The following is a 16,876-nucleotide window of genomic DNA, read 5'->3' as shown; positions in this document are numbered from 1 at the left end:
CACTCCGATCTGTTGTGATAGGTTCATTATACCTAGAGAAAGAAAACATGACAAACGAATCCCTTAGAGTTTCAATTTTTTTGAAAATGTGTTTGACATTCCAGCCAATAGTTGTTACATTAGGTGAGGGAAAACTGAATAAGATTTGTTAGGTGAGGCTCCTATACAAACATAGGCTACTGCCCAAAAATGTCGAGAGACGCCAATGGGTAGAACAGGAATTGTCGAGATAAGGCTTTTCATAAGGTAGCTAAAAGCGCTTTTGCTTTTTACGTTGTATAGTGCCAAAACTCAACGAGTAGATCATCCGTGCTTTTTTTTTGTGCACTTTTTTGACCTTTCGCTGAGTTTTGGCGAAAGGTTTTTTGTTTCTCACCAATCTGTTTTTTCAAATAAAAAGGTGTTAGAGGGTGATCAAGTTGGGAAGTTGAAGTATCCAGTAGTCGGCCAAGAAAGTAATTTAAGTAAACGAAAGGAGATGAGAACAAATGGATGAAAGTCCGGTGTACAAGGAGACAAAGCGTTGGTATGTTGAGACTATTATCTATCTGTTCTCAGCGCCTTTAGAACACTCTGTCTCCGTTGATTAGATAAACGATCAAGCGCACAACAGATATCAGTGTGTGCTTGATAAGATCAAAGGAGGAACACGAGATGGAAAAAAAGAAAGAAACAAAAAAAGTCTACGCTGGTTTTGCTAGTAAAAATAAGCAACAGTTATTTGACTTATTTCAAACAACACAAAAAGGCTTGTCTTCAGAACAAGTAGAAAATTTAAGAGAAACTTATGGAAATAATAGTATTTCATATGGAAAGAAAACGCCGTTTATTGTAGAAGTGATCAAGGCGTTTATCACCCCTTTCACATTAGTATTGATTGCTTTAGGAATTATTTCTTTTATCACCGAGTATCTATTAGCTGCTCCAGCAGATAAAGATTTGTTTGGTGTAATCATAATTTTTGCCATGGTGTTAGTCAGTGGCACGATGACCTTGATCCAATCCGTACGTTCGAACCAAGCTGCTGAAAAGTTGAAATCATTGGTGAAAGTAACAGCTGCCGTAAAACGAGATGGTGAATACAAAGAAATTCCTATGGAGGAAATTGTTTGTGGCGATCAAGTTCGTTTGTCAGCGGGAGATATGATCCCAGCAGACATGCGGTTGCTTTCTGCTAAAGATTTATTTATCTCACAAGCGGCATTAACGGGTGAAAGCTATCCCGTTGAGAAACATGCGACTGTGTGCTCTGGAAGAACACAAAGCGAAACGAGTTATGAAAATATTGCATTCATGGGAAGCAATGTGATCAGTGGTAGTGCAGAAGGTATCATCATCTCTGTTGGGAACGACACGATGTTTGGACATGTGGCACAAAACTTATCACAAAAACCGATAAAAACAAGCTTTGAATTAGGCATCCAAAAAACATCCATGTTGTTGATCAAATTCATGGCATTGATGGCACCAACTGTGATCGTGATCAATGGATTTACAAAAGGAGACTGGTTAGAAGCATTCTTGTTTGGTTTATCAGTCGCTGTTGGGTTAACACCAGAAATGCTACCGATGATCGTTACGACAAATCTGGTCAAAGGTGCCAGTGCTATGGCAAAAAAAGGAACAGTCATCAAAAATCTAAATGCCATTCAAAATTTTGGTGCGATCGATGTCCTTTGTACAGATAAAACAGGTACATTGACTCAAGATAAAATTATTTTAGAATACCACATGGATTGTGAAGGAAATGAAAATGACCGAGTACTGCGCCACGCCTACTTGAATAGTTACTACCAAACTGGATTAAAGAATCTTTTAGATGTTGCCATTATCGATGAAGCAGTTGAGACGTTAGATACAGAGAAGATTCGTTATCAAAAAGTAGATGAAATCCCCTTTGATTTTGAACGTAGAAGAATGAGTGTCGTGGTGGCTGACCCAGCTGGAAAAACGCAAATGATCACAAAGGGTGCAATCGAAGAAATGTTAAGTATCTCTTCATACATCGACCTTGGTGGTGAAGTCAAACCATTGACTGCTGAACAAAGAGAAACAGTTTTGGCGAAAGTGAAGGACTTGAATGAAGATGGGTTGCGTGTGATCGGTGTCGCGCAAAAAACGAATCCAAGTGTCGTTGGAGAATTTTCAGTGAAAGATGAGTCAGAAATGGTCTTGATTGGCTATCTTGCTTTCCTTGATCCACCAAAAGAAACAACCAAACAAGCATTGAAAGCTTTGAAAGATCATGGTGTTGCTGTAAAAGTATTGACTGGTGACAACGAGTTGGTCACACGTTCTGTTTGTCGACAAGTAGGCTTACAAATCAATGAATTGATCACTGGCGAGAAAATCGCTGAGATGTCTGATAAGGAATTAGGAAAAGTTGCTGAGGCACATGATGTCTTTGTCAAATTGAATCCGCAACAAAAAGCACGATTAACCACTGCCTTACGTAACAATGGTCACACAGTAGGTTTTTTAGGCGATGGTATCAACGACGCACCAGCAATGAAAGTCGCAGATATCGGTATTTCAGTAGATACAGCAGTAGATATTGCAAAAGAATCAGCGGATGTTATCTTGTTAGAAAAAGATTTGATGATTTTAGAAAAAGGATTATTGTCAGGTAGAGAGACTTTCGGCAATATTATGAAATACATCAAAGCGACAGCTAGTTCAAACTTTGGCAACATGTTTTCTGTCTTAGTAGCTAGTACATTCCTTCCATTTTTACCTATGCTACCGTTACAAATTTTATTCTTAAATTTGATTTATGATGTATCTTGTATCTCTTTGCCATGGGATAGAATGGATAAAGAATATTTGCATGAACCAAAAAAATGGGAAGCATCAAGTATTGGCAAATTTATGGTGTACTTCGGACCAACGAGTTCCGTTTTTGACATCACGACCTATCTATTGATGTACTTTGTGATTTGTCCAGCAGTGGTTGGTGGAAGTTACCATACATTGACTGGCTCACAACAAGTTCTATTTATCGCATTGTTCCATGCTGGTTGGTTTGTTGAATCTTTATGGACGCAAACCTTAGTGTTACATGCGTTACGGACACCTAAAGTGCCTTTCTTGCAAAGTAATGCCACTTTTATTATGTTTTCAATTACAACATTAGGTATTCTGGTAGGTTCTGTTCTTCCTTTTACTAATTTTGGTGAAGGACTAGGATTGTTACCATTACCAGCTAACTATTGGATTTGGTTGATCGTGACTGTTATCGCTTATTTAGGATTAGTTACATTCATGAAAAAAATCTATATCAATAAATTTGGAGAACTATTGTAAAAGAAAATCTTTTCTGCACTTTCGTACGGGGAATTTGAGCATCCTTCAGGTAAGATTTCAATAAAAAAATAAACTTCATTTAAATGGTTCGCTTATTCTATAAAATTTTAGCGAATCGCTGCATCGTTCCATCAATAGTAAAACGCTGATAGATTAGGTATTTTAAATACCTAATCTATTTTTTTTCTGCGCTACTAAAAAAGTCAAGTACTCGCGTAAGTTATATTTAAATAATTTTTCAAAAAAGAATAAATTATATTTAAATATAACGGAAACAAGCGTTATACAATGTGTTCGAGCGATTGTTTAAAAGCAATCTATTATTACCCGTTGCCAGCTATTGTTATGTTGGATAAAGAAAATCTATGATTCAAGTAAGACTCAAAATGCTTGATTTTTAGAAAAACTAGATAACGATAAACCATTGATATAGCAGTTCGATCAAACATTGAATCAAATGGATCATTTGTCTCACTTCTTGACTCGCAACGGGATAAGGGGGCGAAGAATGGATCAATTGAAGCAATCCGACGGGGAAATACTCTTGGGAAATACGATCATAAGAGTATGCTGGGAATCGTGGCTTCAATAGAAGCGGGAATGATATATTGTCGTAGTTACTCTAAGTAGATTTAAGCGAATAACTAATGATAAGTGAGTGTAGTTGGGGTTACGGTCACGAATAGTTGCGCTATCGTTTATAAAAATAGCTGTTTGTTTAGATCGGTAGCTAATAATGTTGAGACAGGTAGATAAAATTTTTGTTACAGAGGTTTGAGTCGAAAATAGTAGAGTCTAAAATTGATCCTTTAAGGTCGGAACATAAGTGTTCAAACAAATAAGCCATCATTCATGAAAAATTGTATTTTACAAATTTTTATGAATGATGGCTTATTTATGAAAAATGGTGTTTGGGAATAGAATGTATTCATTTTTGAAGGGATTACGCATGGTCATTCGATGAGTATAAACAAAAAAATAAGATTATAATGCAAAACTCGAAATAAAAAAACAACAAAACGCACTCGGAAAAATAGCCGTTTAAAAAAATGACTGGTTCTTTACTATAATATAATTCATGAAAATTTCATTCGTTTTTCATGGTAGAAAATTAAATAAGCAGAAAATGGGTGATAAAGCGAATTAGCGACACATGATTAACGTTGATATAACAGCTTTTTTACTTTCAATTGATTTTTTTGAAATCGCTTGTTATTTTTTAAAGTCAAATAAAATGCTCTGAAAAAAAATAATCGTTTTTCAGTAATAAAGAAATTTTTTTTAAAAATAACTGGATTTAACATTATACAATACAAAAAGAATCAAGCAAGCAATAATAATTATCAATAAGTTAATTTTGTTGTATGAAGCAGAAGGGAAGATAAGATGAAAAAAAATATTGTTATGTGTGTTGCCGCAATGCTTCTTTTTTCAGGAATAACTTCTCCATTGTCAACCGTCGTGCAGGCAGTGGATGCTGAAAATGACTCAGTCACTCTATCACCCACAACTCAAACAGAAGAGTCGATTGATCAAACCATGCAAAGTGAAGAGACAGTCACACAGACAACAGAATCAGTAAAAGAGGAGGTGAAACAGTCAGAGGCGCAGACACAAGAATCGACGACTGAAGAAAAACACTTTACTTTAACTTTTATGACAGATAGCACTCATTTATTCGAATCAGGAGCGGAAGTTAAAGAACTGACAGTGAAGGAAAACGAAAAATTAGCAAGTAATGATATTCCGAGTTTTGCGGATGATCAACCATTGAACGGTTGGGAAGTTGAAGGCAAACTCTATACGAATGAAGAAATCAGCCAATTAACAGTGACGAAGGATCTACAACTAAAAGCAGTATTTAAACAACAGGCGTTCCGCTCTTTGAGAAGTACAGATGCTTCGATCAAAGATACGATTGCTACCGCGGATAAGACGAAAGTACTTGTTGTACCAAATCCCACAGATAGCACGCAAGCTTACCAGACATATGCTGCATCAGATGCCGGAGTAAAAGCGGCATTAAATGATTTGTATCATGCGGGCAATATGCAAGATTACGTCATGTATATTGGATCAAACGTCACATTAACAGCTGCAACAGTCGCTAACAATATTCCAAGTACGGTCGATGCAACTAATGCTACGTTTGCCTCATTAAAAGATAAAGTAAATAAACTAGTGATCACTGGCCATTCAGATGATCCAATCACACAAGATTTAACGGTACCATCTGGTGCAAAAACACTTGCTTTTACTGCGAACGCTTACTTTGGTTCAACGATTACTTTACGAAATATTAGCTATACCGGCTCTTACTTCTATATGAATGGACACAGCTTGAATTTGAATGGGGGAGCAAACGGTAATAGTATTTCAATCTATGGTGGAACCAATTCAGGAGATGTCGTAGGGAATCCGGTAATCACCATCAATACGACAGGTTCTTATACATGGAATATCTTTGGTGGTAATCAAAATGGCGGCACGCTGAAAGGGAATACGAGTATCGTTATCAACAATACGAATAATGGGGGAATCAATACATTAGCAGGAGGAGCTAATATTGGTACCGTTGATGGAAACGTCTCTACGATTATCAATAATGCGGGTGGACGAATCACGAATTTGTACGGTGGTGGAAATGGAACCAGTGCGACCAATACAGCAAATGTTACGGGCACTGTATCTACAACTATCGGGATTACAAATAGTGCAACAGGGTTTCAATTAAGTACCTTTTATGGTGGTGTCATCTACGGGAATATTGGTGGAAAAGTAACCAATAACATTTCAGGTTATGGTCGTTGGTACGGCGCAGGGGAACGATTCATCGGTGGGTCCTCTCGAGGAAATATCGGAACCAATCGTTCAACTGACGGAATCGAAACAAATTTGGATAGTAGTTTATACAGTGCTGGACGGGCAGAATTTGAAGGCGGCAATCGTTATACCGGTACGGTCACTGGGAATATCACGAATACGGTCAAAGCAGGAACCCCATCTGCCGGTGGAATCAATGACTTCAATGGGGGCGCCGGCAATAACGTGGTTAAATTCAATAAAAGTGGGATTGGGGCATCAAATGAAACAACCTATGATGCGTATACACCACAACAAAGAGCGGATTTAGCCAAAGCTGCAGCAGAGTTCAAAGTCTTCGGTAACATCACCTCAAAATTAGTCAGTGGTTCATTCAATAATGGTGCAATTTGGACAACAGCAGCAGGTCGCGGTGGCTACATCGAAGGTAACACAACGATTGAAGTTGGAACGGCTAATGCAGATGGTTCAATCGGCGGAGCTGGCTTTGCCTATTCCGGATCAATGCCAACCGATTTAGCCTATTCGACCACGAAGAAAAATCGTGGGGAAGCTTCTGATTGGGACGTTGTAGGTGGAGGTGGTTATCCTGCTTCAAATGATACATGGGACATCTATATTAAAGGAGATACACAAACAGTATTAAATAATACTGTAGCGCGATGGACTTATGGTGGTTCTTATTCAGGGGTTATTGAAGGAAATAGCTCAAACATATTAAATGGTGGAATCGCTGATACGTTAGAAGGTACAGGCTATGCAGGTACACGTGTGTATGGTAACGGACAAACCATCGTCAATGATGGTCAAGTAGACTGGTTCCTATCTGGTGGCGGATGGGATGACAAAAAAATTGTCGGAAACGTAGGAGTGACCGTTTATGAAGGCGTCATTAATGCTTCAATGGGTGCATCCTATGGCGCAAGTGGTGGACATACTGTCACTGGAAATTCAGATAATCGCATCTATGGTGGGAACTTCTCTGGTACTCCACGAACTGGTTCTAACGGCTTTTCTGGTGGTATCACAAACTATGGGTCACTACTTGGAAATGCTAGTTTACTCATCGATTTACGAAACTATGACGGTGAATTCAAGTTGCCAGGTAATACGTATATCACAGGTGGACGACCATATGGACAAAACACGAATTTGGGGACATCTGCAGACAATACGATTACGTTGAATATCTTTACCAAACCAGGTGTGGATTCATTAAATGGTGCGAGCATTTATGGGGATGGTGGTAGTAATGCTGCGTACACCAAAAATGGCTCGATCCAGATGAATATCCAAGCGGAGGGTTCTAGTATTGGTAATCTGTATGCTACACAGTATTCCAATATCAGCAGTGGGAAAATTTTGCGTAATGTTACTGCTAATGTTCAAGGAGCGGTCAGCATCAACGGTTTATCCGGTGGTTCAGCGAGTGATAACTTTACGAATACGATCGCTAGTGCTAGTACAAACAAAGTCGTGTTCAATTTTGGTGAGACTGTCGATGGTACAAACAACTATCAAACTGATCCAATCAATCTTACTGGACTAGGCATCGTCAATTTCACCGAATTAAATGTAACAAACGGATTGAAATTAATGGCAAATGGCGGAAATATCAAAAATGGTTTATCTGCGACTGCTGCCAATCATGCAACAACCTATCATTCATTTGGGGACATCCATCTGTCAAAAAATGCTGGGATCGGCGTTTCAACTTCTAGTAACTTAATTTCAGCAGCTAAGTTAACTATAGAGGATGAAGCCACTTTAGAAACGATTCCTGGAACAGGAAAAGTCAATATTTCAGATGTCGAGTTTCCTGATCCTGCAAAAGATGAATTAGTCTGGATCAAGTCAACTACTGGAGATTCAGCAACGCAAGTAGATAGTACCGGTACATGGTTCGGTGCAAATAAAGCCTATCAAGTTTTGACAATCAATCCAACGATTGCCAATGCAACAAAGCTAACACCTTTGAATTTCAGAGGAACTGAAAAAGCAACTGGGAAAAGCTTCATCGGAGATAACGATGTCTCAAAATCCGGTAGTGGTTATGGTATCGCCATACCTGGTTCAGTTATCGATTATGAAGTAGAAAATCCTGGGATCGCTCAAGGCAAAGGAAGTATTTTTCATGACGTCAGTGAAGTGAAAGAAGGAAATGCGCCATTAGTCCTGAATGCATGGGGAACAGAAACTGCAGGTACAAAAGTTCAAAAAGGACGCTTGGTGATTCCATCAGGAAAAGGTATCACACCAAAATTAAGCTTTGAACCAGAAACACAAACAACTGGTTCATGGTTGTACCAAGCAGAAATCATCAGTTCAAAAAAAGGAGATACCCCGACAACGATTGCTGAACAAAAGGATTCTTCAACGATCGATTGGCAATCGCCAGATAGCGAATACAGTTATGAAGTCAAAGTGAAGTATTCGAATGCAGCTGAGCTTTCTGCTAAAAATGTGATCATTTCTGAAAAAGAAGCACAAGATTTAGTCGATAAACAATCGATTTTAACATTGATGGAGGCGAAGGGACGTCCATTCTTTACGGATTCGATCACTGCTGATGTGATGGACGAGATCAAGCAACCACTAGCTGCAGATGAAGTTTCCAGAAAACATGTCATTGATTACAAAGTCGGTACGACAGGGAATGAAAAGGAACAACAAGCAAACTTGATTGTTGTAAAAAATGAAGCAACGATTTCGACGGATCGCAGTTTTGCAGTCTATGCAAAAGATGTTCGGATGAGTTTATCTGATGCCAATGGGTTGACGTCTCAACAAGAGTTGAATCAACGAACACTGGCACAAGTGATCTTAGCCGATGGCAGTGCGAATCAAGTACCAACGTTGACAGACGCAACGTTTTCAGCAATCAAGAATGCGACAGAAGCGGAAGTTTTAAAAAATGTTTCAACGACGTATAGCTATCAACTAAATGGAATAACAACTGAAAAAACAATCAATGTAGCAATTACAGGGACATTAGAGCTTAAAGAAGTACCAAATACGATGAATTTCGAGACACAAAAAGTTAAGACAACGACTCAAACGTATTGGCCATTGATCGAAGGTGATTTGATCGTGAAAGATACAAGAGGTTCTGAACGGGATAGTTGGCAATTGACAGTCACTGAAAAACAACCTTTGACTTCGGGGACAACCCAACTTTCTAATACACTTTCATTTACAGACGGTACAAAGAATACCGTACTCGGCCCCAATGCAGTGATCGTGGAAGAGAAGACACTGACGACAAATGGTGAATATCTTGTCAATCAAGAGTGGGGACAAACGAACAACAAAGGAATCAAGTTAACTGTTCCTCCGGAAAAACAAAAAGTCGGAAGTTATCAAGGAACATTATCATGGTCATTGGTTGCAGCACCTGGTAACCCATAGAAAACACGACGATAGAGAATAGGTGGGAAAGATGAAGAAAAAAAGGTGGAAGATCCTTGTGTTGTTAGGACTTCTTTTTACTCAAACGCCAATTGGTCTAGCCGATGAAGAGCAATCGTTCAAAAGTGAGGGTGTTACAGGATTTTATGGCACCTATGAATATCCTGAAGCAGGAAGTAGCAGTTCCAAAGAAGGGGTGGGTGAGCCAACTTCCCCCAGCTCTACTCAAGAGGATCAAACGTCCTCTGAAAAAAATGGAGCAACTGTGGAACAGCAAGAGGCGATACAAGGGGATAGCAAACAGTTACCAAAAACTGGAGAATACAGAAGTAAACAATTTACGATTATTGGAAGTTTCCTTCTTTTGATCGTATTGATAATTATTGTTATAAAAAGGAGAAGAAGAGAAAAATGAAAAAGACAACGTTGTTAACAGCTGGAATTATTTTATTTAGTACACTAGTAGGAACAAGCACAGTATTTGCTGCGGATGAAACTGCAAGCTATGAGACAAATGGAGTGATCGCATTTGAAGCAGATACCGATCCAACAAACCCGGTTGATCCAACTGATCCAACAAGTCCGGTAGAACCAGTAGATCCAACTGATCCAAATGGACCAAATCCAGGGACGAACGGACCATTATCAATTGATTTTGCTTCAAGCTTCCAATTTGGGAAACAAAAAATCACTACTGTCACAAAAGACTACTATGCACAGATCCAAACATTCAAAGATGGAACAGACGGACCAAACTACGTCCAAGTAACAGACAAACGTGGAACACAAGAAGGATGGAGCTTATCTGTCAAGCAAGACAGTCAATTCAAAACTGCTGCTGATGAAGAGTTATCTGGTGCAGTACTATCCTTAAGTAACGGTGCAAGTGCATCGATCATGGATGATCAATACAAACCAGATCTAGTAACACAAAACACATTGACTCCTGGAAGCGAATCAGTCTTGATGACTGCTGACGCGGGTAAAGGCATGGGAACTTGGATCTACAAATTTGGTACGGATGCCACACAAGGCGAAACTGCTGTAAAACTTAACGTACCAGGTAAAACGGTCAAATTAGCGAAAGAGTATAGCACCACATTGACATGGAGCCTTAAATCTACTCCAGCACCATAAAAGAAAAAGGCAGAAAATGAATCACTTTGGGGGATCGTATGAAAAAAACAGTAAGTGGTTTAATGATCATTAGTCTTTTGACAGGAGTTACGGTTACCGTCCAAGCAGTCGATCAAGCAAAGTATACAAGTAACGGTACGGTCAATTTTATACCTGATACGGAACCAACCGATCCAGTCAATCCAATCGACCCTGATCCAGACAAACCGGTTCATCCAACTAATCCAGATGGAACCGACCCAGAACCAGGTACAAAAGGACCACTATCGATCGACTTTGCTTCAAGTTTTGATTTCGGCATGAATAAGATATCGAATAAAACAGAAACCTATTATGCCAAAGCACAGACTTATGTAAATGACGATGGCACATTTTCGGATCTAGTCACACCAGATTATGTCCAAGTGTCTGATCACCGAGGAAATAATGCTGGTTGGACATTGAAAGTATGTCAAAACGGTCAATTTAAGAACGATGACACATTAAACAACACGTTGACTGGCGCGGTAATCGAATTGCAAGATCCGGTAGTCAAATCAAATGCAGAGGGTGTGGCTGCACCGACTGCGACCACTGAAATCGCCTTAGATCCAAACGGTGCAGAATCGATTGTTCTAAGTGCAGGACAAGATGCAGGTTCTGGCACGTGGATCGAAGCGTGGGGGGATAAAGTGGAGACAATCACAATGAAAGACCCAAAAAATAAAGACGTATCCTCAATGGTTACAAAAAGTGTTTCATTGACCATCCCGGGTAAAACGCCGAAAGATGCAGTCACGTACTCAACAACATTAACTTGGAATCTATCTGATACACCAGGAAATTAAGAATGGAGAAAATAAAAATGAAAAAATCACCAATGATCTTATTATCAACAATGTTATTAGGCGGAGTATTTAGCACAGTTAGCGTAGCAGCAGCTGATGGTGGAGAGTATACTTCAAATGGTGTCATCAATTATGTGCCAAATACAGAGACGACTGATCCAGTTGATCCACTTGATCCAGAACAACCAGTGACGCCAGTTGATCCAACAAATCCTGATGGTAAGCCAAATCCAGGTACAAATGGACCATTGTCGATCGACTTTGCTTCAAGTCTAGTCTTCGGTGAACAAAAAATCACGTCTAAAACGCAAACATACTATGCTGCAGCACAAAAATATAAAGATGCAAGTGATGTTGAAAAAGAAGGACCAAACTTTGTTCAAGTATCTGACAACCGCGGAACTGAAACAGGTTGGACATTGAAAGTAAAACAAAATGCACAATTCAAAACAGCGGAAGACCAAGAATTGACAGGTGCAAAAATCACATTATCAAATGGTAATGTCGTGACTGGTTCACAATCAGCAAAACCAACAGGCGTTGCAACTTTCAGCTTAGATCCAAGTGGTAGTGAATCATTAGTGATGAGTGCGAAAAATGGTGAAGGTGCTGGAACGTATTTGATGGATTGGGGAAATTCAGTGGATACCGCGAAAAATAGTATTGCACTAGAAGTACCAGGTTCAACGACAAAATACGCAAAAGCTTATCAAACAACGTTCACTTGGACGTTAACAGATGCGCCAGGAAACTAATCGAATACAATCTGGTCAAGGCAAAAATGAAAGAACTTTTTGTCTTGACCTCAAAAAAATTGGTGCAACGCAGTGATATTAGTTACCTTTGAAGGGATAGAACGCTTCTGTCATAGCCTCGCCAACATCTAATTTATCAGGGAGTTAAAAATATTATGAAAAAAAGATTTATCCTTATTGTCAGCCTCATTGTTGCCATGCTAAGTATGGTTCCAGTCCAATCAACTTTTGCATCAGAATTTAATTTTGCGGTTACCCCAGTGATTCCTGAAAATCAAATCGATAAAGAAAAAACATATTTCGATCTATTGATGGAACCTGACAAACAACAAACAATCGAAGTCCAATTACGCAATGACACAGACAACGACATCACGATCGAAACCACGATCAACAGTGCAACAACTAATTTGAATGGTGTGGTGGAGTATGGTGAAAATAAAATTGAACCCGATAATAGTTTGGTTTACAATTTAAAAGATTATGCGAAAGCAGAGCCAGAAGTGACGTTACCAAAACATTCGGAAGTGACAGTGCCAATCACAGTCACGATGCCAGCAGAAAAATTTGATGGTGTCATGGCAGGCGGGATCACTTTTAAAGAAAAAACGGATGACACTCAGGACTCTTCTTCCGAAGATAAAGGATTAGCCATCAAAAATGAGTACTCTTACGTAGTTGCATTATTGATCCGTCAAAATATGACAGCGATCAAGCCTGATCTCAAAGCAACGAAAGTGGAACCCGCACAAGTCAATGCGAGAAATGTGATCAATGTACATTTGCAAAACCCTCAAGCGGTTTACTTGAATCAATTGAATGTAGCAACAACGATCACGAAAAAAGGATCAGCTGAAGTGCTGTACGAAAGCCAAGCCGAAAGTATGCAAGTGGCGCCAAATTCTCACTTTGCTTACCCCATTTCTTTAAATGGTGAAAAGTTGGAAGCAGGGAAGTATACGATGAAGATGACTGCTTACGGCGAAAAAGCTGAAGATGGAGAATACAAAGTCAAAACTTCTAATGGCTCTGAGGAAACCTATAAATATAAATGGGAATTTGAAAAAGACTTTGAAATCAAAGGCGAAGTTGCTAGGGAATTAAACGAAAAAGATGTGACGATCGAACAAGACAATACTTGGATCTATCTATTATTCGGTATCCTATTATTATTGATTCTTTTACTTCTATTTATTTTTTGGAAAAGAAAAAAACAAAAAGATGAAGACGAATCTGAAAATAAATAATATCAATCCCTGATAAAAAAACGTCTGACTGATCAAATAAATAAGATCAGTCAGACAATTTTTACTTGGAAACGAATGGTTTCACTTACTTAAAATGTCTAATCAAAAAAGGGGGAGAAAAGTGAAAAGACAAAAAATCGCCATATTAGGAACACTTTTGTTCGCGGCAGTCTATTTTGAATCTTCCAACTATATATATGCAGAAACGATCATTTATGATCCGTTGAATCCAACAGAAGAAATCCAAATTCAACCAGTTACTCCCCAACGGCCTGTAACGGATGAGAAAGAAGCAGAGGTTGAACACACCGAACAATCACAAGATACTGCAATTATAAATAACGAAAAGCAGAAAGTTGAAGAACAACCACCAGCCGAATTACCGTATCAAGATTCTTCAATTCCTAAAAAAAAGCGACCAAACAAAACAAAATTATTAGATAACCAGGGCGATATTATTAGCCAGATTGCTAGTACATCACGTAAAATAACCTTAGATGATCAATTTTTTTCTGATGATCACTCTCATAGCCAAGTGATGTTGCCACAATCGAGTGGTTCTGGTTCTGCTAGTTCAGATAATAGTCAGATGGCAGTAATGAGCTACTTATTTTCAGTTACGATACTCTATGGAGAAAAACCAGAAGGTAGAGGAAATCAAAATGTTCAAACTATTTTTAGATAAGCCAGCGCAACGAAAGTTAGAGTTGCTACGTTATTTGGAAACAAAGCCACTTTTAATTGAAAATCATGAAAAAGTGCTGGAAGAATTGGATATCTCTTATTTTCTGCTGAATAAGTCAATGGAAGAATTGTCACATGATTTTGTGGACTATGGGCTAACGGATGAATTTCAACTGTTTTTCGAAGGAAATAACGTCCGACTGATTGAGAGTGGTCGAGGGAATTCGACAATTTTAGGTGAAATGTATGTCCGCCATTCCTTTGGTTTTTTGATGTTACAAGAAATATTTTTTGAAACGTTCGAATCTGTCAATGACTATGCGATCAAGAATTATATCAGTCATCCCCTCGTCTACCAAAAGCTGAAAGACATGCGTACGAGATTAGCAGACAAAGAACTTACAGTCACAAAAGAATTCTTACTAAGTGGGGAAGAAGGCTCTGTACGTGGATTGGTGACGATTTATTTCACCAAATTATACGGACGGGCTTATTCGGTTTATCCAACAGAGATCACGAAACCAGTGGAAGAATTGATTCGGTTGCTTGAACCGAAATTCGCTGCTTCTTTTACAGGTTTTAGTGAAACAAAACTCCAACATTTTCTTTCAGTCAGCTTGATTCGAATAAAGCAAGGTTGGCGAATGTCCGAGAATAAAAAAAGTCAATTGACATTCAATAAAAAAATGTTAGAAACTAATGATTTCTTTCGAAGCATATTTTCTTGGCTTGAAAAAGAGGCAAAGATCGATACGGAAAAAGAGCTATATAGCGAAGCGCAACAGATTTTTGCTTATCTTGTTGTCGAAGGCGCAATCAATGAGCCGGAACTTATTGAGGGAGTGACACTAAAGGAAATACTTGCCTTGAATGACTTATTTCTTGAAGAACTTGGACAAGCATTTATTCTCTCAGAGAATCAGCTAAAAGAAATCAGAAGACAGCTGACGGTCTTGCATTTGAAGGTCAAATATTTCAAAGAAGAAAATATTGATGACAATAACAACCTGGATGTCACTTATTTTATGAAATGTATCCAGAATATTTTTTGTTTTGCAGAGATTACATCAAAAAACAAAAAAAGAACAAGCAAATTTGGCTCGCAAAAGAATTTTTATTTTTTCATTATGTGTTAGTGATGATGGATATATTACCCATCGATCAACAATTGAAACCGCTCCGTATTTGCATTGATTTTTCCTTTGGACCACAATTTAATGCGTTGATCAAAAATAATATCCAGAAAATCTCTGACTTGAATATCATCTACCAAACGAAGGCAGATGATGAAACAGATCTACTTTTGACAGATAAAGAAATCTGTTCTTTTGGAGACTTGTTCCAAATCATTTGGTTAGTTCCTCCAAGGGCAGTCGATTGGGCAAATTTTACGAATCAATTATTAAAGATTCGTAGAAATAAAATAACTAAAATGAATCCGAATAATTGAGTACGGAGGGTGAGTGTAATTACCACTCATAACAAAAATGCTTGAGATCCCATTGGTTTGAATGAAAAAACATGATACACTACAGATATTGTTTTTTTGAAAGGATCAGTGGATATGAAGGGTGCAATATTTGACTTAGATGGACTATTAGTTGATACAGAAAGAACTTATCGTGACGGTTGGCTATGGGGATTCAAGCAATTTGATATCGAAATACCTCAAGAAATCGTTGATACATGGGGTGGAAAAAATTGGAAACAAAGCTATGATTTGTTGATCAAAATGGCGGGAACACCGGAAATGGTACAAAAGGTTCGCGAAAAACGAGAAGAATATTTTTATCAACAACTGCATAGTGGCGCTATCCAATTAAAACCTCATGCAAAAGAAGTATTGAAAGAATTGAATGACCAAAAACTCATTCTTGGTCTCGCAACGACGACGGTAACAAAACGAGCAAACAATATTTTGGATCAATTTTCTTTGAAGCCTTATTTTCATACATATACCTTTGGGGATGAAGTGTCTGAAAATAAACCTTCACCAATTCCTTATCTAACTGCGCTAGAGCGGTCGGGATTGACAGCGTCAGAAGCCTTTGCAGTGGAAGATTCTTTGGTTGGTGCGACCGCCGCATCACGAGCAGGAATGGGTGTTGTTTTGATTCCAGATTCAAGCTTTGATCGGGCTTATACCGAAAGAGAAAAAGCAGATTTATCGATCTTAGCAGAAGGTACCGATCTTTTGATCGTGTTGGAGATGTTAGAAAAACAAAAAGGAAAAAAATAAACGGCTGGAAATCCAGTGCCACCAACGATTTTTTTATTGATCAATCGACTGAGTGCATATTTTTTTAAATTTCTTGCTTGACTTTTTGTTTTCACTTAGATAAAGTGTTCTCAACAACAAAATATGGATTCGTTGATAAGGAAAGTAAACTTGGAAACTTCAAAGAGAGGCTCTGGTTGGTGGAAAGAGTCAAGTAAGAAAAGTTGAAAAATGGCCTTGGAGAATAACTTGTCGATAAGTAGGCAAGTTCGGAAATGTCTGACCGTTAAAACGGACAACCAATCTCTCGTCAAGAGATGTTGGATCGAGGGAAGGAAACTTCCGAATAAAGGTGGTACCACGATACGTCGTCCTTTTATCAGTAGATTTATGCTGATAAAAGGATTTTTTTTATATTTTTTGCGTTGAAATAGTAAGTACAAATACAAAAACCTTTAACAGAGAGCTTCGGTA

At 38.4% G+C, this 16,876-nt stretch carries 11 protein-coding genes, 1 riboswitch and 2 other annotated features (1 of these 14 running past the window's edge); all 11 genes read left to right on the top strand.

Annotated features, from left to right (window positions below; all coding sequences use genetic code 11):
* The first annotated feature begins 137 nt into the window (after positions 1 to 137).
* A riboswitch (M-box (ykoK) riboswitch) is annotated at positions 138 to 310 on the top strand.
* 344 nt (positions 311 to 654) lie between these two features.
* The 11 genes from mgtA (at position 655) to IGK01_RS10465 (ending at position 16,423) form a co-directional block, all read left to right on the top strand.
* Positions 655 to 3,303, top strand: coding sequence for a magnesium-translocating P-type ATPase (gene mgtA / locus IGK01_RS10515; RefSeq protein ID WP_023520136.1), 2,649 nt, complete (start codon positions 655 to 657; stop codon positions 3,301 to 3,303).
* Between the two features lie 1,386 nt (positions 3,304 to 4,689).
* The gene (locus IGK01_RS10510) at positions 4,690 to 9,534 is read left to right on the top strand and encodes a hypothetical protein (protein WP_438840734.1); all 4,845 of its coding nucleotides are present in this window, start codon (positions 4,690 to 4,692) and stop codon (positions 9,532 to 9,534) included.
* Between the two features lie 31 nt (positions 9,535 to 9,565).
* The gene (locus IGK01_RS10505; protein ID WP_349521434.1) at positions 9,566 to 9,949 is read left to right on the top strand and encodes an LPXTG cell wall anchor domain-containing protein; all 384 of its coding nucleotides are present in this window, start codon (positions 9,566 to 9,568) and stop codon (positions 9,947 to 9,949) included.
* Complete coding sequence (locus tag IGK01_RS10500) at positions 9,946 to 10,671, top strand: WxL domain-containing protein (RefSeq protein ID WP_077151925.1); 726 nt, start codon at positions 9,946 to 9,948, stop codon at positions 10,669 to 10,671. Before IGK01_RS10505 ends, IGK01_RS10500 begins: the two co-directional genes overlap by 4 nt.
* A 38-nt stretch (positions 10,672 to 10,709) precedes the next feature.
* Positions 10,710 to 11,498: a WxL domain-containing protein gene (locus IGK01_RS10495; RefSeq protein WP_438748468.1), complete on the top strand. Its 789-nt coding sequence runs from the start codon at positions 10,710 to 10,712 to the stop codon at positions 11,496 to 11,498.
* Between the two features lie 17 nt (positions 11,499 to 11,515).
* Positions 11,516 to 12,253 (top strand): WxL domain-containing protein, encoded by a 738-nt coding sequence (locus IGK01_RS10490; protein WP_010734721.1) that lies wholly within the window; start codon positions 11,516 to 11,518, stop codon positions 12,251 to 12,253.
* A 155-nt stretch (positions 12,254 to 12,408) separates the two neighbouring features.
* On the top strand, positions 12,409 to 13,500 hold the full coding sequence (locus tag IGK01_RS10485) for a DUF916 and DUF3324 domain-containing protein (protein WP_438840733.1): 1,092 nt from the start codon (positions 12,409 to 12,411) through the stop codon (positions 13,498 to 13,500).
* A 121-nt stretch (positions 13,501 to 13,621) separates the two neighbouring features.
* Positions 13,622 to 14,185 carry a hypothetical protein gene (locus IGK01_RS10480; RefSeq protein WP_409173548.1) on the top strand — a complete coding sequence of 188 codons (564 nt, stop codon included), beginning with the start codon at positions 13,622 to 13,624 and terminating at the stop codon, positions 14,183 to 14,185.
* Positions 14,163 to 15,320, top strand: coding sequence for a helix-turn-helix domain-containing protein (locus tag IGK01_RS10475; protein ID WP_438840732.1), 1,158 nt, complete (start codon positions 14,163 to 14,165; stop codon positions 15,318 to 15,320). Before IGK01_RS10480 ends, IGK01_RS10475 begins: the two co-directional genes overlap by 23 nt.
* A 5-nt stretch (positions 15,321 to 15,325) precedes the next feature.
* A complete protein-coding gene (locus IGK01_RS10470; RefSeq protein ID WP_375152445.1) occupies positions 15,326 to 15,634 on the top strand; it encodes a hypothetical protein in 309 nt (102 codons plus the stop codon).
* Positions 15,635 to 15,748: 114 nt separating this feature from the next.
* On the top strand, positions 15,749 to 16,423 hold the full coding sequence (locus IGK01_RS10465; RefSeq protein ID WP_010734725.1) for an HAD family hydrolase: 675 nt from the start codon (positions 15,749 to 15,751) through the stop codon (positions 16,421 to 16,423).
* Positions 16,424 to 16,546: 123 nt separating this feature from the next.
* Positions 16,547 to 16,781: a binding site (T-box leader), on the top strand.
* Between the two features lie 37 nt (positions 16,782 to 16,818).
* Positions 16,819 to 16,876 (top strand) — a binding site (T-box leader) (it continues 182 nt past the right edge of the window).

Source organism: Enterococcus sp. AZ080 (assembly GCF_051714945.1).
Classification (GTDB): domain Bacteria; phylum Bacillota; class Bacilli; order Lactobacillales; family Enterococcaceae; genus Enterococcus_B; species Enterococcus_B pernyi.
Note: the sequence above shows the minus strand (reverse complement) of the source record. Positions and strands in the feature narration are given on the sequence as shown.